This window comes from Paenibacillus peoriae KCTC 3763 (assembly GCF_000236805.1).
In the GTDB taxonomy this organism is placed as follows: domain Bacteria; phylum Bacillota; class Bacilli; order Paenibacillales; family Paenibacillaceae; genus Paenibacillus; species Paenibacillus peoriae.
In genome coordinates this window covers 1-17,003 of sequence record NZ_AGFX01000040.1, presented here as the reverse complement: position 1 = coordinate 17,003, position 17,003 = coordinate 1, and the positions used below count along the sequence as shown (strand labels likewise).

Below are 17,003 nucleotides of genomic sequence, written 5' to 3'. Positions count from 1 at the left end.
GAAGGGAGTGAAAACTTGAGATGATTACAAAACAAGATAAAAATAAAGCACGTGTCAGAAGACATCTGCGTGTACGTAAAAAAATCGAAGGTACGGCTGTACGTCCTCGTCTGAACGTGTTCCGCTCTTCCAAGCATATCTACGCACAACTGATTGATGATGTAGCTGGTGTAACATTGGTATCTGCATCCACTATGGATAAAGAACTGAGCAGCGAAATCAAAAGCGGTGGTAGTGTTGAAGCAGCTCGTAAGGTTGGCGAACTCGTTGCTAAACGTGCAAAAGAAAAAGGTCATGCTAACATCGTATTTGACCGTGGTGGATACTTGTACCATGGACGAATTCAAGCTTTGGCTGATGCAGCTCGCGAAGCAGGCCTTGAATTCTAAGACATTTCTCAAAAGGAGGTTAACGACTTGCGTGTAGATCCGAATACTTTGGAACTGACTGAAAGAGTAGTAAATATTAACCGTGTAGCTAAAGTTGTCAAAGGCGGACGCCGTTTTAGCTTCAGTGCTCTGGTAGTAGTGGGCGACGGCAACGGCTGGGTAGGCGCTGGAATCGGTAAAGCTGGCGAAGTACCTGATGCGATTCGCAAAGGTATTGAAGATGCTAAGAAAAACCTGATTCACGTTCCACTCGTAGGCACAACAATTCCTCACCTTGTTACAGGTAAGTTCGGTGCTGGCCGGGTTCTGTTGAAACCGGCATCGGAAGGTACTGGGGTTATCGCTGGTGGTCCAGTGCGTGCTGTACTGGAGCTTGCTGGTGTAGGTGATATCTTGACAAAATCTCTGGGTTCTTCGAATTCCATGAATATGGTCAATGCGACTTTGGAAGGTTTGTCCCGCTTGAAACGCGCTGAAGAAGTTGCAAAATTGCGTGGCAAATCCATCGAAGAGCTGCTGGGCTAAGGAGGGAATATCATGGCGAAATTAGAAATTACCCTCGTTCGTTCGTTGATCGGCCGTCCTGGTACTCAGAGAACGACTGTTAAGACGCTCGGCTTGCGTAAAATCAACCATAAAGTAGTTCAACCAGATAATGCAGCCATTCGCGGGATGATTAATAAAGTTAGCCATTTGGTTTCTGTTAAAGAAATCGAAGCTTAAGAAAAAACAAAGCATTTTAACAATAATCAAGGAGGTGCAACGAACGATGAAGTTACATGAGCTTTCCCCAGCTCCAGGTTCCCGCAAAGAACGTAAACGTTTGGGTCGTGGTCCTAGTAGCGGTACGGGTAAAACTTCTGGTCGTGGTCATAAAGGTCAAAACGCTCGTTCCGGCGGTGGTGTACGTCCGGGCTTCGAGGGTGGTCAAAATCCACTGTATCGTCGCTTGCCTAAACGCGGTTTCGTAAATCCTACTCGTAAAGAGTATGCGGTTTTGAATATCGAAGATTTGAATAGTTTTGCAACAGGTACAGAAGTAAGTCCTGAGTTTTTGCTGAACAATGGAATTGTGAAAGATGCGAAGTCCGGAATTAAAATTCTGGGTAACGGTGAAATCACTGTGAAATTGACAGTTAAAGCGAACAAGTTCTCTCAATCTGCGGTAGAGAAAATTGAAGCTGCCGGCGGTAAAACCGAGGTGATCTAATGTTCAAGACCCTGAAAAATATATGGCGAGTTGAGGATCTTAGAACTCGTATTCTGTTCACCCTGTTTATACTTTTGGTATACCGTATTGGCTCCTTCGTGCCGGTTCCCGGCGTGAACAAGCAAGTCTTTACATCTCAGGATCAGGCAGGAAGCGAGTTATTCGGACTCCTTAATACCTTCTCAGGGGGCGCTTTGTATCAGTTTTCGATATTCGCCCTCGGGATTATGCCATATATTACAGCGTCTATCATTGTACAGTTGCTGTCAATGGACGTGATTCCGAAATTTGCGGAATGGGCTAAACAAGGAGAACATGGTAAAAAGAAGTTGGCTCAAATTACACGGTATGGTACGGTAATACTGGGTTTGATTCAAGCTTTCGGAACGTCGATTGGCTTTAACAGACTGTACGGTGCAGCGATGATTCCTGGAGCGACTTTTGCTGATTATTTGGTGATTGCAATTGTGCTTACAGCAGGAACTACGTTCCTTATGTGGCTTGGTGAGCAAATTACTGAAAAAGGAATCGGCAATGGTATCTCCATTGTTATCTTTGCAGGGATTGCAGCAGGTATTCCAAGACATATTCGCACGATTGTAGAATCCCAGTTTATTCAGGCAGATCAGCTGTTCATGAATATTCTGAAAGCAATCATTATTGCCTTGGTAGTTATTCTGATTATTGTTGGTGTTATCTACATCCAGCAAGGTATTCGGAAAATACCGGTACAATATGCGAAACGTGTAGTTGGTAACAAAATGTACGGTGGCCAGAATACGCATATTCCGATGAAGATTAATGCGGCAGGCGTTATTCCGGTAATTTTTGCGGTATCATTGCTGCAATTCCCGACTATTATTGCGAGTTTCTGGGCGGATCATGCGTGGGCTAAGTGGGTTACCACATACTTGTATTATGACAAGCCACTAGGCATGGTTTTGTATGTCGTAATGATTATCGGTTTCACATTCTTCTATACCTTTGTACAGATGAATCCGCAGCAAATGGCCGACAACATGAAGAAAAACGGTGGTTATATTCCGGGAATTCGCCCGGGTAAAGCTACGGAAAAATACCTGACACGAGTAATGTCACGGTTGACGATGACAGGGGCTTTGTTCCTTGCAGTCATATCCGTATTGCCGGTATTCTTCGGTTCGCTTTCGGGCTTGCCTCGTTCCGTGCAAATTGGCGGTACTTCACTGCTCATTATTATCGGTGTTGCATTGGATACAATGAAGCAAATCGAAAGCCAACTGATTAAACGCCATTACAAAGGCTTCATCAACAAATAGGCAATAGGTTCCGGCTTAGGATGTTCGCATGCTTACCGGCACCTTTTGTGCTGTTTCTTGTGTAGGGGTCGTCTGAGGAGTGACAGGTTGTGAATATTTTGATCATGGGCCCTCCGGGGGCTGGTAAAGGTACACAAGCAGATGTCATTGTGAAGGAATTCGGCATTCCTCATATCTCGACAGGCGATGCATTTCGCCTGGCGATGAAACAGGGAACACCTATTGGCATTAAAGCTAAAGAATATATCGACAAGGGCGAACTTGTTCCTGATGACGTAACAATCGGTATCGTTGAAGAACGGCTACAACAGTCGGACTGCAAGAAAGGGTTCTTGCTGGACGGGTTTCCAAGAACTTTAGCTCAGGCTGAAGCCTTGGATCAAATTCTGGGTCGTTTGAACACGAAGCTTGATAATGTTGTCAACCTGAAAGTGGATCGTGACAACTTATTGGCACGAATCACAGGACGGCGGGTTTGCAAAAGTTGTGGATCTAGCTATCATGTTGTCTTTAATCCTCCTAAGGTTGAAGGCATTTGCGATAAAGACGGCGGGGAGCTCTATCAGCGTCCTGACGATAACGAAGATAGCGTAAGAACACGACTAGACGAATATAGTAATAAAACAGCACCACTCCTCACGTTTTATGAGAACCAGAATCTTCTGCGTCATATTGACGGAGAACAGGATATTGATGTGGTTTCCCAAAATATCGTGTCCTTGTTGCGGGGTTAGCTGTAATGATCATTTGCAAGTCGGGAACGGAATTAAGCTTTATGAGGAAAGCTGAGAGAATGGAGACGGAAACGACTCATTGCTTAGCAGGACACATCGAGCCCGGTATTACGACCGGTAAACTTGATCATTTAGCTGATTGGTATATTCGCAGTCAGGGAGCTGTGCCGTCTTTTAAAGGTTATAACGGTTTTCCTGCTAGCATTTGCGCTTCAGTCAATGAACAACTGGTGCACGGATTTCCCGGCAGACGCAAGTTAAACAAAGGCGATATCCTCGCGAAAACTCGCCAGTTTACAATGTCGCATGCCATTCGGCAATATATTGAGAATCCAAACCGTGGTGCTCCCGAACAGGGACCGAGGCTGAAAACCGGCATTGAGCTGGCTATTGAATCGTTGATTCAAATAGGTTCTCGCCATATAGGGACGCTGGAAGACAACTGGATGGTCGTTACGATGGACTTGGCTCCTTGTGCTCATAACGGGCACACGAAGACGGTCGCAGCGGACGGCATGGACATTTTCACGAAACTGAGTGCGTAGGTGATTGGAATGATTCAGCAAGGAAACCTGCAAATCGGTCAGCTGGTGAAGATTCTGAAAGGCAGAGGTGCCGGACAGATTGCGGTTGTTGTTTCAATAGCGGACAGCAGGTTTGTATATATTGCGGATGGGGATAAACGAAAGTTTGATCAAGCGAAGAAGAAAAATGTTCTTCATTTGATGCCTCAGTCTAAGATTAGTAGCGAGATTGTAAACAGTTTAAACGAAAGCGGTCGGGTGACGAACGGAAAGCTGCGTCACGCAGTGAAAACTTTCCTGGACTCGTCCGAATACCAAGCTGAAGAGAAAGGAGACTGACTTTGGCCAAGGAAGATGTCATTGAGGTTGAAGGTACGGTAATCGAGCCCCTGCCGAACGCTACGTTCAAGGTAGAGCTAGAGAACGGTCATCAAATTCTTGCTCATGTTTCCGGAAAGCTGCGGATGCACTTTATCCGTATTTTGACAGGCGACAAGGTGGTTGTACAGTTATCGCCTTACGATTTAACTAAAGGCCGTATAACGTACCGCAAGTAATTCATGCAGGTTTTTATTAAACGTACGTCATTTAAAAAAACTTGTTTTGCTCGGCAAAACGATGTGAATGTTCACGAAGCGAGTTTTACCAGGGTAAAGCTTGGAGGAGGTAATCAACATGAAGGTAAGACCTTCTGTAAAACCTATTTGCGAGAAATGCAAAGTCATTCGCCGCAAAGGGAATGTAATGGTTATTTGCGAAAATCCGAAACACAAACAAAAACAAGGTTAATAGAAGGGGGTGTAGCGTAAAATGGCTCGTATAGCTGGTGTGGATTTACCACGTGACAAACGCGTTGAGATCGCCTTGACTTACATTTTCGGAATCGGTAAAACGACTTCTCAGAAAATTTTGAAGGAAACAGGCATCAGTGCAAACACGCGTGTTCGTGATTTGACTGAAGATGAAGTGAGCAAATTACGTGAAACGATCGACAAAGAAGTTAAAGTAGAAGGCGATCTGCGTCGTGAAATTTCCTTGAATATTAAACGTCTGACTGAAATTGGCTGCTACCGTGGTGTGCGTCACCGTCGTGGATTGCCTGTTCGCGGACAACGTACTAAAACTAATGCTCGTACGCGTAAAGGTCCTCGTCGGACTGTAGCGAACAAAAAGAAATAAGAAGGGAGGATAACATTCAATGGCTAAACCGAAAAAAGTTGTACGTACAAAACGCCGTGACCGTAAAAATATCGAAAGTGGCGTGGCACACATCCGTTCCACGTTCAACAACACGATCGTTACGATCACAGATCCACACGGTAACGCAATCTCTTGGGCAAGCTCAGGCGGTATGGGATTCCGCGGTTCACGTAAATCTACTCCATTTGCAGCGCAAATGGCCGCAGAAACTGCTGCTAAAGCTGCTATGGAACACGGCATGAAAACTGTCGAAGTTATGGTTAAAGGACCAGGCGCAGGCCGCGAAGCAGCAATCCGCTCTTTGCAAGCTGCTGGTCTGGAAGTTAACCTGATTAAAGACGTAACTCCGGTACCTCATAACGGATGCCGTCCTCCAAAACGTCGTCGCGTCTAATGAGATTTCTCCTCTGCGTGTAGTATAGATCCGGCACAAATTGCCAAGAATGGATGTTTAGGTATACTGCATGATTGACTATGGATAAGGTGAATGTTTCATATAGGAGCGACGTTTTGAAGGAGGGATATTGCAGTGATAGAAATCGAAAAGCCGAAAATTGAGACGGTTGACGTCAATGATGATGGCACCTATGGAAAATTCGTAGTAGAACCGCTGGAACGCGGATACGGTACGACGCTGGGGAACTCGCTTCGCCGTATTCTGTTATCCTCGTTACCGGGGGCAGCAGTCACATCGGTTCAGATCGATGGGGTTCTGCACGAGTTTGCAACGGTTCCCGGTGTGAAGGAAGACGTAACGGAGATCATACTGAACTTGAAAGCTTTATCGCTTAAAATCCACTCGGATGAAGAGAAGGTACTCGAAATCGATGCGGAAGGCGAAGGAGTTGTAACGGCAGGAGATATCCGTGCGGATAGTGATGTGGAAATTCTTAATCCGGATCTTCACATTGCTACTCTCGGACCGGGTTCGAGACTTCACATGCGTATTTTTGCCAATCGCGGTCGCGGTTACGTTAAGCAGGATCGGAATAAACGTGATGACCAGCCGATCGGCGTCATTCCCGTCGACTCCATCTACACTCCGATTGCACGCGTGAACTACGGCGTAGAAAATACGCGTGTTGGCCAGGTTACGAATTATGACAAGCTGACACTTGAGGTTTGGACTGACGGAAGTATTCGTCCTGAGGAAGCAGTGAGCCTTGGAGCCAAAATTTTGACCGAGCATGTGATGTTGTTCGTGGGTCTCACGGACGAAGCAAAAGATGCGGAAATTATGGTCGAAAAAGAAGAAGATAAGAAAGAAAAAGTTCTTGAAATGACGATCGAAGAGCTGGATCTCTCCGTCCGTTCCTATAACTGCCTTAAGCGCGCTGGTATCAATACGGTACAAGAACTCACGACTAAATCTGAAGAAGATATGATGAAGGTTCGCAACTTGGGCCGCAAATCTTTGGAAGAAGTACAAGAGAAGCTTGAGGAACTTGGTTTAGGACTTCGTACGGAAGAATAGACAGCAACGTTTTTGTGAAGGAGGGGAAATTACATGGCATACCAAAAATTGGGCCGTAACTCCAGTGCCCGTAAAGCTTTGTTTCGTGATTTGGTAACCGATCTGTTCTTGTACGAGCGTATCCAAACTACTGAGGCTAAAGCAAAAGAAGTTCGTTCTATTGCTGAAAAACTGATCACTAAAGCGAAAAAAGGGGATCTGCACGCACGCCGTCAAGTGGCTGCGTTCGTTCGCCGTGAAACTGTTGATGGTGAGCAGGATGCAATCCAAAAACTGTTTAGCGAATTGGCTACACGTTACAATGAGCGTCCAGGTGGATACACTCGTATCTTGAAACTAGGACCTCGTCGTGGCGACGCTGCTCCAATGGTATATCTGGAATTGGTTGACCGCGCGTAGACAGGCGAAGATGAGGGAAGGGTGGACAGAATCAGCTTGATTCTGAACAACCCTTTTTTTCTCTTGGAGAAGTCCGGAGGGACTTCTCCTTTGCTATGTTCGGTTAATCCTCATAGACCCAGAGATTACCCTGTAAAGGTGTGAAGAAATGTGCGGAACTTGTGCATGAAAGTGAACTACGACGGAACGGAGTATGATGGTTTTCAGACTCAGCCTAATGGCAATACGATTCAGGATTATCTGGAGAGTGCTATATGTTCATTGACAGGTGAACGTCTTAAAATCACAGGTTCCGGTCGCACAGACGCTGGTGTACATGCGTATGGGCAAGTATTTAATTTTCATACCGAGTCGCCTATTCCTATCGAACGTTGGTGCCTTGCCCTAAATGCGTGGTTGCCCCGTGATATTATTGTTACGGAAGCGAAAGAGGTGCCGTTGTCTTTCCACGCGCGCCGCATGGCGAAGCGGAAGACTTATCGGTACAGCATTAATGCTAACCGATTTCCAGACATCTTTCACCGTCGTACACAGGCGCATCACCCAACAAAATTAGATGTACAAGCAATGGAGCAGGGACTGGCACATTTAGTGGGGATCTTTGACTATACTTCGTTTGCATCCCGACGTTCCCAGAAGACGAATCATGTCCGCACAATTTACGAAGCCTATATGACAGTGGACCATTCCTTTTCACGGCCGGGCTCGGATGATCAGGGAATTATTCATACTTATATTACAGGTAGCGGATTTTTGCAGCACATGGTTCGGATTATTATGGGGACTTTGCTCGAAGTGGGAGAAGGAAAGAAATCTGCCGACGATATTCCATTTATTTTAGAGGCGAAAAACCGTTCAAAGGCAGGACCTACAGCGGTAGGACATGCCTTAACTCTCTGGAGTGTGGAGTATGAGGAAAACATCAAAAAACATTGATTTTTCCCTTGCGAATTTGCTGGTTATCCTGTAATATAAAAGTTGTGTTTTCTTAATGGCTTTCCCACAGCCCCAATTAAGACGATCACATTAAAGCAACATCTAATCCATCAATAATGTAGCAAGTTAACGAACGAAGATAAATGACGATTTTTGTTAATGAACTTAAGGAGGAAACTTTTCATGCGTACTACGTATATGGCTAAGCCAAATGAAGTTGAGCGTAACTGGCACATCATCGATGCCGAAGGTAAAACGCTCGGTCGTCTGGCAAGCGAAGCGGCTGCGTTGATTCGCGGTAAACACAAGCCACAATTTACACCACATGTGGACACAGGTGATTTCGTTGTTGTAATCAATGCAGAGAAGATCGTATTGACTGGTAAAAAAATGGAGAACAAGAAATACTATCGTCACTCCATGCACCCAGGTGGTTTGAAAGTAACAGTTGCACAAGACATGGTTAAAAACAAACCTGAACGTATGTTGGAATTGGCTGTTCACGGCATGCTTCCTAAAACTCGTCAAGGCGAAAAAATGAAGCTGAGATTGAAAGCTTACAGAGGCACTGAGCATCCACATGCAGCACAAAAACCTGAAGTTTACGAACTTCGCGGATAATTAAAAGGAGGACAGTTTCATGGCACAAGTACAATACTATGGGACAGGTCGTCGTAAACATTCGGTAGCTCGTGTTCGTCTCGTACCGGGTGAAGGACGCATTGTCATCAACAAGCGTGATATTAATGAATATTTCGGTTTGGAAACACTCAAACTGATTGTTAAACAACCATTGAACCTGACAGAAACAATTGGTAGCTATGACGTACTCGTTATCGCTCATGGCGGTGGTATCTCTGGTCAAGCAGGCGCAATTCGCCACGGTATTTCACGTGCTCTGTTGAAAGCAGATCCGGAATTCCGTCCAGCTTTGAAAAAAGCAGGTTTCCTGACTCGTGATCCACGTATGAAAGAGCGTAAGAAATACGGTCTCAAAGCTGCTCGTCGTGCACCACAATTCTCGAAACGTTAATTTTCACGTTCAAAGACTCTCAACCTATTGGTTGGGGGTCTTTTTATGCTAAAAAGTGTCTGTGACCGTATCATTTTTGACCACATTTGATCTTAAATTAAATCTCAATGTATTTTGAAACGTAGCAGTCGTTTGTTCATTGAGGCTGTTTGCCCCCATGTGTTATACCCATTCCCGTTGATTTTCATTTTCCATCCTTTCCTTCATGTAATAGCCTCGCTCATCCATTTCAATTTTATTGCTTTATAAATGCCTTATGCTACTTTTAGTGGCTTGCTGTCGCTCAGCATTCGATTCCTAAGGATTACTACTCATCGATTTGACCACGATAACTGGGGGAAACCCAGACTACCTTGTGTTCACTATCACGAAGAGATAGCTTCTAGCCATCAAAACATGGGATCTTAGGCACGATGGATTTGTGAATGAAGCCATAGTCTAATTTTGTTCATGGATCGGCTTGTGGGAAACTGAAGCGTCTGAGCACTGCAAAATCAGCAAACAATTAATATACTCGTGATCACTTTATATTGTATACATAACACAATTTGATTTGGGTGGTGTTCCCTACTGAAAATAAATGGATTGTAGTTTAACTCGCGGATCATTCGCAAATGAGTTCTATAAGAATATTTTATATAAAGCCAATGAACCTGGCCGGATGCGGAGGATAGTACTTTAGAATGCTGTCAGAACAACGTTCCTGCTGATTTCAAGCTGGGGAGTATTCATATTGGAATAAATTACTGTGGATTGACAATAAATACGAAAGTTTTATACTTTACTTATTCTTATTAGTTTAGTTGGTATTGTGAATCTGGCATTTATTTATGAATCTTCAGACGGAGGCGCATTAATAATGAACTTATTGGAGAAAGAAGCTTTGATCAAGATCAAGGCGATTGAGCTGGAAGAGGCGACGCCGGAGGAAATTATCCAGTATGCTATTCAAACATTCCCTAATCTTACCTTTGCTTGTAGCTTTGGAGCGGAAGATGTAGTACTTGTAGATATGCTGCAAAAAATTAGCCCCTCCACCGACATCTTTTATCTGGACACTGACTTTCATTTTCAAGAAACGTACGATACACGAGATCAGATCAAGGCTAAATATAACTTGGATTTTGTCCGGGTATCTCCCTTGATTACTCCCGAAGAGCAAGCGGCTGAGCATGGAGAGGAGTTGTGGAAATCAGATCCCAACACTTGCTGCGGTATACGCAAAGTTGAGCCGCTGACACGCATTTTATCTCAGTACGATGCATGGATTACCGGTATTCGCCGCTACCAGGCTCCAACCCGTGCGAATGCCAAAAAGGTTGAGTATGACCAGAAATTTGGACTTGTTAAATTCAATCCACTGGCGAGCTGGACATCAGAAGACGTATGGAATTATATTCATACTCATAACGTTTTCTATAATCCATTGCATGACCGCAATTATCCAAGCATCGGATGTGAACAGTGCACACGACAAGTTCTGCCTGGTGAAGATCCTCGTGCAGGACGCTGGTCAGGCAATGAGAAAACCGAATGCGGGCTCCATCAATAAAAATGTGCTCATTAGCTTTGAATCATATTTATGAATGGAAAGGAAGTTCGTTATGACTGCAATTCTTCCGCATGGCGGAACACTAGTTGATAGAATCATCACAGGCCCGGAGCAAAAAGCCCTTTTGCAGGCTGCACGTGAATTGTTTCCTATTCGAGTAAACTCGTGGACTATTTCTGACCTGGATTTGATTGGGGTGGGGGCGTTCTCCCCATTGACCGGGTTTATGAATGAGTCTGATTATCAGTCGGTAGTTACGGATATGCGTCTTGCCGACGGTACGGTCTGGAGTATTCCCATTACACTTGCAATTACGGAGAGCATAGCCAGTGAACTCAGCGTAGGTCAGCAGGTCGCTTTGGTAGGTGAAACAGACGGAACCATCTATGCAGTGCTTGATATTGAAAGTATTTATCAGGTTGATCAAGCCGAGGAAGCCAGACGTGTATTCAAGACGAATGATTCGGCTCATCCTGGCGTAAAAAAACTGCTGGACCGACCATCCACCTATGTGGGAGGCTCTGTGCAAGTACTGAATCGACCTGAGCCTGCGCAATTTAGCGATTTTTATTACACACCAGCACAGACACGCGATTATTTTGCTGAAAAGGGCTGGAAAACAGTAGTCGGCTTCCAAACGCGTAATCCGGTACACCGTGCGCATGAGTATATCCAGAAAAGTGCGATGGAAATTGTTGATGGACTATTTCTCAATCCGCTCGTCGGTGAAACCAAGTCAGATGATGTTCCAGCAGATGTGCGCATGAAGAGCTACCTGGTGCTGCTGGAGCATTATTATCCGGCGGAACGGACCTTTCTGGGTGTGTTTCCTGCTGCCATGCGATATGCTGGCCCGAGAGAGGCAATTTTCCACGCTATTGTACGGAAAAACTATGGCTGCACCCATTTTATTGTTGGAAGAGATCACGCCGGTGTAGGAGACTATTATGGTACTTATGAAGCGCAGGAAATTTTCAGGAATTTTACTCCTGAGGAACTGGCAATTACTCCATTATTCTTCGAACACAGCTTTTATTGCACCCGTTGTGGGAATATGGCTTCAAGCAAAACCTGTCCTCATCCCAAGGAGCACCATTTGACGCTCTCGGGCACCAAAGTACGGCAATTGTTACGCTCCGGGGTATGCCCGCCGCCTGAGTTTACACGACCAGAAGTCGCCGAAGTGCTGATAGAGGGCATGAAAGAATTTGTTCACTCCTGAGTTGTACTATTTACACGCCTCGTCCCATATAGATCATTAGTATCTGTATAGGACGGAGGCGTTTTGTTATGCAAAAAAATAATAAACACCAGGTTACACTGTGGATTCGCTATCGGACGCTGCAAAAAATGCTATTGGGCTGTTGTCTTGCCGTTCTGTTTATTGTGCTGGCTTTGTATGAGATACCTGCTTCGAGAGCCTGGACTCATTGGAGTCTTCCGCTCGCGGGTAAAGTCATTGCTATAGATGCAGGACATGGAGGGCCTGATGGAGGGGCAGTAAGCAAAGGGGGTGTCATTGAAAAGGACATTAATTTGGCGATTGCTTTTTATTTGCGGGATTACTTACAACAAGCAGGAGCTGTTGTTGTCATGACACGCGAGGATGACCGTGATCTGGCGCTGCCAGAAACCAAAAGCTATGCCAGAAGAAAAACAGAGGATCTAAAACAACGTGTGCGCATGATTGAGGAGCATAAAGCGGATCTTTTTTTGAGCATTCACATGAACAGCATCCCATCCAGTCGTTGGAGTGGAGCTCAAACCTTTTATGTTCCCAACCATGAGGATAATGAAAATTTGGCTTCCCTTATTCAGGAGGAGATCAAGCGCAATCTGGAAAATACGAATAGAGTGGCCAAGACCGTGAACACGGTGTATTTGTTAAAGGCCCTCAAAATGCCATCAGCTCTCGTAGAGGTCGGATTTTTATCCCATCCTGAGGAAGCCCGGCGACTGAGTGATGTAGCCTATCAGAGGCAGGTGGCAGCATCCGTCTATAAAGGAATTTTGCGTTATAGCGCCGGGGAGAAGGTGACATCGTCAGCACCTAAAGCCAGATAGTGGTATACTGTAATTGTTGACAACTACGTAAATTCACTGAAGCAGAGGTGCTGATTATTCATGCAATCTAGAGAGCAGGTTATAGAGCTACTTCAACAGGTACGAGAGCCTCACACGGGCCGTCGTCTGGTCGATCTTCATTTTATTCGGGATGTTGTTGTAAAAGAAGAACGCGTATCCTTGACCGTGGTTAGTTTGAATGCGGAGGAAGGGGCGCAGGCAGATTTGGAGCGGGAAATCCGTCAGACGTTGGAAGAGGCGGGGCTGAGGCACGTTCATATTCGTATTCGGGAAGCCTCTGAGCATGAAAGATCCGCTGTTCAAACAGAAGATGATTCCGAGTCAGCGGTTGACCCGGTCTTGACCAAGGGACATGCTGCTGGTATGGAACAACATGAACTGCTTGATCCATCATCTGGAGTTCGGTTTATTGCCATTGCGAGCGGAAAAGGTGGTGTAGGGAAATCAACGGTAGCTGTAAATTTAGCGGCTGCTTTGGCTAGGCAAGGCCAACGTGTCGGTTTGATCGATGCCGATATTTATGGATTTAGTGTACCGGATATGATTGGGACAGAGGACGTTCCTTCGGTAGAAGAAGGGATTATTCAGCCAGTGGAGAGATTTGGTGTTAAGCTCATGTCTATGGGCTTCTTTGTCAGGGAGAACAATCCCGTCATCTGGAGAGGTCCCATGCTGGGAAGAATGCTTAGACAGTTCTTTAGCGATGTCCAATGGGGGAAGCTGGACTATATGATACTCGATTTACCACCGGGTACCGGGGATATAGCGCTTGACGTACATCAAATGATTCCGCAGAGTGAAGAAATCATTGTCACTACCCCTCATGCGACAGCTGCCTTTGTGGCAGCACGAGCAGGGGCCATGGCGCTTCAAACGGATCATAAGGTCATTGGCGTGGTAGAGAATATGTCCTATTATGTATCCTCTACCGGCGAAAAGGATTATGTTTTTGGTCGCGGGGGAGGAGCTATGCTGGCCGATACCCTCCATACCAAACTGCTGGCCCAAATTCCATTGGGGATCCCGGATAATCATCCATCAGAAGCTGATTTTTCGCCTTCAGTATATAAATCTGAATCGGCAACGGGTGCTATTTATAACGATATCGCAGCTCAGATTACGGCGTTACATGCTGAATTTGAATAAGAAAAAAAGGCTGGTTGCGTAACCAGCCTTTTTATTATTGGCCTCCTCCTTGTTCGCCTTGACCACCACTAGTGCCTTCCCCGCCACCTTGCTTGCTGCCGCTTGCTCCGCCACCACCTTTTTTCTCAACCTTAGGCTGGAGCTCCTCTTGTACGACGGTTTTGAGTAAATTCATAACCTCAAGTCGGAAAATCGGACTTTGCATAGCATCATGCATGACGGTCATCGCTTGTTTGCGATATTCAGGGGTTTTAGTCAGGTCCATGTACATCTTGGTCAGTTCTGGCGACTTGAGCATGGATTCAATAGATTTTTGATAGGATGGGTCCTTTATAAGCTGCATATGCAGCTGTTTGTTTTGGCTATTGATCGCTTTGGCAAATTCTCCGGCAAAGCGCGGATCAGTCATGATTTTTTCGATTTCTTTTTTATACTCGGGTGAAATCAAAGTATCCTTGACTGCGACTTTCATCTGCTCAGCTGATTGCGTAGGCATAAGCATCTTCATTCCCATGCTGCCACCAGAAGCTCCACCAGAACTCCCACCAGAACCCCCTTCCCCCCCGCTTCCTTCACCACTTTGTCCGGATTGCCCTTCCTTGGAGGAACTGCTTTGACCAGTCAAAGCCTCTTCTATGGCTTTTTTTCCATCATCACTTTTTAAGATATCGACTACCATCGTTTTCGTCTCTTTATAACTGTTCTGGGGAGATCCAGAACTCTGATCCGAGCCACAGCCGCTTAGTGCAACGCCCAGTACGCATATCATGCTGACAAATCGCAAACGAGTCCAATTCATGGCCGTATTCCTCCTTCATCATGAATGTGGATAGTATGCGAATGAGTGAGGAGAAATATGTCGATCGACTTTTGGTTTTTTGCTGAGAACGATGTAAAATAACTCCTTAAAGACCCATGACCTGATCGCGAACCTCTTTGCCTTTTACTGTACCCTGTTGCAGAAGTTCAGATACCGTTACGAATTCATATCCTTGTGCACGCAACTTGTCGATAATAACCGGCAGTGCTTCATGAGTTTGTTTACAGGAATCACTGGCGTGGAGAAGAACGATGTCACCAGGATGAGCTTTATTTACAACACGATCGATAATGACCTGAGTACCAGGATTTTTCCAATCCAAGGAGTCAGTATCCCATTGAATGGTTTTATAGCCTAGAGTGCTTGCCACCTGAAGGACTCTTTTGTCAAAGTCCCCATTAGGCATACGAATTAATTTCGGCGCTTGTCCGGTCAACTCGGTTAGTGTGGTGTGGGCCGTTGAAATTTGTTTACGAATGTCTTCGTCGCTTAAGTTGCTATAATTTTCGTGTTTATGTCCATGACTTCCAATCTCAAATCCACTGTCTTTAATCTGATTCACAAGCTCTGGATGTGTTTTGCTCCACGGGGAAGAAAGAAAAAAAGTGGCCTTGGTCACTTTTTTATCTTCAAGAACCTTTAATATAGGAGCAGTACGCTTATCCCCCCAACTGATGTCAAAGGTGAGGGCAATTAGCTTTTTGGCAGTGGGTACACTATAAACCGCAGCTGGTGCTTCCTCGGAAAAAACGGTAACATTATCAGTTTCTACATAGATGACCCCGATAGCAAAGACGGCTGCAGCTATGACGATAAAGAACCGTTTGATTTTTTTACCGTTCAAAACATAGAAAAAAGAATTCATAGTATAATAATGCCCCTTTCATCCTGGAAGTGCTTGTTTACTTAAAGCTATGCCGGGGGTTGTCAATTATGCCAATGGACGAACAGGAGGGAAACATCGAATGGGATTAAAAGCGTTTCTTCATGATCTATACACGACAAGACGGCTAGTTTTAGTTTCTACACTTCTTTTTTGCATAAGTATTGTGGTGGGCTGGTTAAGTACAGGCGCTATCCAATCCATGCTAGCTCAACAAATAGAAGGCTTGGGTGGAGTAGCTCAACGTTTACAGCAGTCTGATCACCCTCAATGGAGTTTTTTTGTGTTTATCTTTTTCAATAATGCCATCAAGTGTGTGCTAGTTATATTTGTTGGGGCTTTATTTGGAATTGTGCCGTTTATATTTTTAATTATGAATGGAATGGTTTTAGGATTTGTAGTGCATCTGCAGACAGATATGGGAAGAAGTATGTATGAGGTTGTTGTAAAAGGATTACTTCCTCATGGCGTGATTGAATTGCCTGTTCTGATTATCGCTTGCGCCTTTGGATTGAAGTTTGGGATTAAAGTAATGTCTACGATCGGCTCAAGCATGGGGCTGAAACGAAAAGGGAACGGTCAAACGTGGGAGGTCTTTATGAAACAGACGTTGACAGTGTCCATATGGTCCGTCATTTTGCTGCTTATCGCAGCCGCAATTGAGAGTGGCATAACTTATCGCTTATTGTCGCATTAAAATATTATGGTCATTTATTTATATATTTACTGAAAATTGAACATAACAAAGGGGAGAGCTTAAAGAAAAAGCACTGAGTTGAATCTAACGAAGTTTGAACCTTAGCAGTTGAGTTTAAAAATAGGTAAAAGTTGGAACAATTAGTTGGACAAATATAAGTACTATCTAATAATAAGCTGATAAGGGAGTATGGTCATATGCTGGGAATGCTGTTTAACGAAAAGGAATGCAAGGAACTGGACTACGTTCTTCGTAAGGAACTCGATGAAATGCTGCTTGACATGAGTGATACCCGATTAGACCAGGATATTCGTTATGCAATAGCACTTCGGTATAAAACAGTCTTTCGCATGTATGCCCGCTTTGCACCCGCTAAGGAACTATCCAAATATGCCCGCAGAGGGCGTGTTCCTCAAAGCAAACAATGAAAGATAATATTATGAGCAAAAAAGTATTGACTCTATTCTATATTCATGGTAAATTAATTTTCGTTCCTTTTTGAAGGATTTGCTCGAAAAAAAAGATTTTAAAAAAACTCTTGCAAATCTTAAAAAGAGATGATATATTATAAAGGTCGTCGCTGAGACGCGGTGATGAAACAAAGCAAGACATGATGCAGGTTT

At 44.7% G+C, this 17,003-nt stretch carries 25 protein-coding genes; 23 read left to right on the top strand and 2 right to left on the bottom strand.

Annotated elements, in window-relative coordinates; translation table 11 throughout:
- The first annotated feature begins 20 nt into the window (after positions 1-20).
- The 21 genes from rplR to KQI_RS0120685 all read left to right on the top strand — a co-directional run bounded on the left by rplR (position 21) and on the right by KQI_RS0120685 (position 13,980).
- Complete coding sequence (rplR, locus tag KQI_RS0120790; protein ID WP_010348806.1) at positions 21-389, top strand: 50S ribosomal protein L18; 369 nt, start codon at positions 21-23, stop codon at positions 387-389.
- 27 nt (positions 390-416) lie between these two features.
- Positions 417-914, top strand: a complete 498-nt coding sequence (rpsE, locus tag KQI_RS0120785; protein WP_007432567.1) for a 30S ribosomal protein S5 — start codon at positions 417-419, stop codon at positions 912-914.
- A gap of 12 nt (positions 915-926) precedes the next feature.
- Complete coding sequence (rpmD, locus tag KQI_RS0120780) at positions 927-1,112, top strand: 50S ribosomal protein L30 (protein ID WP_007432566.1); 186 nt, start codon at positions 927-929, stop codon at positions 1,110-1,112.
- 46 nt (positions 1,113-1,158) lie between these two features.
- Positions 1,159-1,599 (top strand): 50S ribosomal protein L15, encoded by a 441-nt coding sequence (gene rplO / locus KQI_RS0120775; RefSeq protein ID WP_010348805.1) that lies wholly within the window; start codon positions 1,159-1,161, stop codon positions 1,597-1,599.
- Positions 1,599-2,897 carry a preprotein translocase subunit SecY gene (secY, locus tag KQI_RS0120770; RefSeq protein WP_010348803.1) on the top strand — a complete coding sequence of 433 codons (1,299 nt, stop codon included), beginning with the start codon at positions 1,599-1,601 and terminating at the stop codon, positions 2,895-2,897. The genes rplO and secY overlap by 1 nt, the downstream gene beginning before the upstream one ends.
- 89 nt (positions 2,898-2,986) lie before the next feature.
- On the top strand, positions 2,987-3,631 hold the full coding sequence (locus KQI_RS0120765) for an adenylate kinase (protein WP_010348801.1): 645 nt from the start codon (positions 2,987-2,989) through the stop codon (positions 3,629-3,631).
- A 5-nt stretch (positions 3,632-3,636) separates the two neighbouring features.
- Complete coding sequence (locus KQI_RS0120760; RefSeq protein WP_039774668.1) at positions 3,637-4,176, top strand: M24 family metallopeptidase; 540 nt, start codon at positions 3,637-3,639, stop codon at positions 4,174-4,176.
- A 9-nt stretch (positions 4,177-4,185) separates the two neighbouring features.
- Entirely contained in the window at positions 4,186-4,494 is a 309-nt protein-coding gene (locus KQI_RS0120755) for a KOW domain-containing RNA-binding protein (RefSeq protein ID WP_010348799.1), read from the top strand.
- A gap of 2 nt (positions 4,495-4,496) precedes the next feature.
- The gene (infA, locus tag KQI_RS0120750; protein ID WP_006212898.1) at positions 4,497-4,712 is read left to right on the top strand and encodes a translation initiation factor IF-1; all 216 of its coding nucleotides are present in this window, start codon (positions 4,497-4,499) and stop codon (positions 4,710-4,712) included.
- Positions 4,713-4,830: 118 nt separating this feature from the next.
- Positions 4,831-4,944, top strand: coding sequence for a 50S ribosomal protein L36 (gene rpmJ, locus KQI_RS0120740; protein WP_003333770.1), 114 nt, complete (start codon positions 4,831-4,833; stop codon positions 4,942-4,944).
- Between the two features lie 21 nt (positions 4,945-4,965).
- The gene (gene rpsM, locus KQI_RS0120735; RefSeq protein ID WP_007432560.1) at positions 4,966-5,334 is read left to right on the top strand and encodes a 30S ribosomal protein S13; all 369 of its coding nucleotides are present in this window, start codon (positions 4,966-4,968) and stop codon (positions 5,332-5,334) included.
- 19 nt (positions 5,335-5,353) lie between these two features.
- Positions 5,354-5,749, top strand: coding sequence for a 30S ribosomal protein S11 (gene rpsK / locus KQI_RS0120730; protein ID WP_007432559.1), 396 nt, complete (start codon positions 5,354-5,356; stop codon positions 5,747-5,749).
- A gap of 135 nt (positions 5,750-5,884) precedes the next feature.
- Entirely contained in the window at positions 5,885-6,829 is a 945-nt protein-coding gene (locus KQI_RS0120725; protein WP_007432558.1) for a DNA-directed RNA polymerase subunit alpha, read from the top strand.
- 33 nt (positions 6,830-6,862) lie between these two features.
- A complete protein-coding gene (gene rplQ, locus KQI_RS0120720) occupies positions 6,863-7,228 on the top strand; it encodes a 50S ribosomal protein L17 (RefSeq protein WP_007432557.1) in 366 nt (121 codons plus the stop codon).
- A 150-nt stretch (positions 7,229-7,378) separates the two neighbouring features.
- On the top strand, positions 7,379-8,164 hold the full coding sequence (truA, locus tag KQI_RS0120715) for a tRNA pseudouridine(38-40) synthase TruA (RefSeq protein WP_010348795.1): 786 nt from the start codon (positions 7,379-7,381) through the stop codon (positions 8,162-8,164).
- A gap of 183 nt (positions 8,165-8,347) precedes the next feature.
- Positions 8,348-8,785 carry a 50S ribosomal protein L13 gene (gene rplM / locus KQI_RS0120710; protein WP_007432555.1) on the top strand — a complete coding sequence of 146 codons (438 nt, stop codon included), beginning with the start codon at positions 8,348-8,350 and terminating at the stop codon, positions 8,783-8,785.
- 19 nt (positions 8,786-8,804) lie between these two features.
- A complete protein-coding gene (gene rpsI, locus KQI_RS0120705; RefSeq protein WP_007432554.1) occupies positions 8,805-9,197 on the top strand; it encodes a 30S ribosomal protein S9 in 393 nt (130 codons plus the stop codon).
- Between the two features lie 859 nt (positions 9,198-10,056).
- The gene (locus tag KQI_RS0120700) at positions 10,057-10,749 is read left to right on the top strand and encodes a phosphoadenylyl-sulfate reductase (protein ID WP_010348794.1); all 693 of its coding nucleotides are present in this window, start codon (positions 10,057-10,059) and stop codon (positions 10,747-10,749) included.
- 52 nt (positions 10,750-10,801) lie between these two features.
- Positions 10,802-11,971, top strand: a complete 1,170-nt coding sequence (gene sat / locus KQI_RS0120695) for a sulfate adenylyltransferase (protein WP_010348793.1) — start codon at positions 10,802-10,804, stop codon at positions 11,969-11,971.
- A gap of 68 nt (positions 11,972-12,039) precedes the next feature.
- The gene (gene cwlD / locus KQI_RS0120690; RefSeq protein WP_010348792.1) at positions 12,040-12,813 is read left to right on the top strand and encodes an N-acetylmuramoyl-L-alanine amidase CwlD; all 774 of its coding nucleotides are present in this window, start codon (positions 12,040-12,042) and stop codon (positions 12,811-12,813) included.
- A gap of 60 nt (positions 12,814-12,873) precedes the next feature.
- Positions 12,874-13,980 carry an Mrp/NBP35 family ATP-binding protein gene (locus KQI_RS0120685; RefSeq protein WP_010348791.1) on the top strand — a complete coding sequence of 369 codons (1,107 nt, stop codon included), beginning with the start codon at positions 12,874-12,876 and terminating at the stop codon, positions 13,978-13,980.
- Positions 13,981-14,014: 34 nt separating this feature from the next.
- Here KQI_RS0120685 and gerD read toward each other — a convergent pair whose 3' ends face one another.
- Both gerD and pdaB read right to left on the bottom strand, forming a co-directional pair.
- On the bottom strand, positions 14,015-14,779 hold the full coding sequence (gene gerD, locus KQI_RS0120680; protein ID WP_010348790.1) for a spore germination lipoprotein GerD: 765 nt from the start codon (positions 14,777-14,779) through the stop codon (positions 14,015-14,017).
- A gap of 106 nt (positions 14,780-14,885) precedes the next feature.
- Positions 14,886-15,665, bottom strand: coding sequence for a polysaccharide deacetylase family sporulation protein PdaB (gene pdaB, locus KQI_RS0120675; protein WP_010348789.1), 780 nt, complete (start codon positions 15,663-15,665; stop codon positions 14,886-14,888).
- A gap of 100 nt (positions 15,666-15,765) precedes the next feature.
- Between pdaB and KQI_RS0120670 the strand changes: the two genes are divergently transcribed.
- Both KQI_RS0120670 and KQI_RS0120665 read left to right on the top strand, forming a co-directional pair.
- On the top strand, positions 15,766-16,380 hold the full coding sequence (locus tag KQI_RS0120670; protein WP_010348788.1) for a stage II sporulation protein M: 615 nt from the start codon (positions 15,766-15,768) through the stop codon (positions 16,378-16,380).
- A gap of 197 nt (positions 16,381-16,577) precedes the next feature.
- Positions 16,578-16,808, top strand: a complete 231-nt coding sequence (locus KQI_RS0120665) for a hypothetical protein (RefSeq protein WP_007432545.1) — start codon at positions 16,578-16,580, stop codon at positions 16,806-16,808.
- The last annotated feature ends 195 nt before the right edge of the window (positions 16,809-17,003 follow it).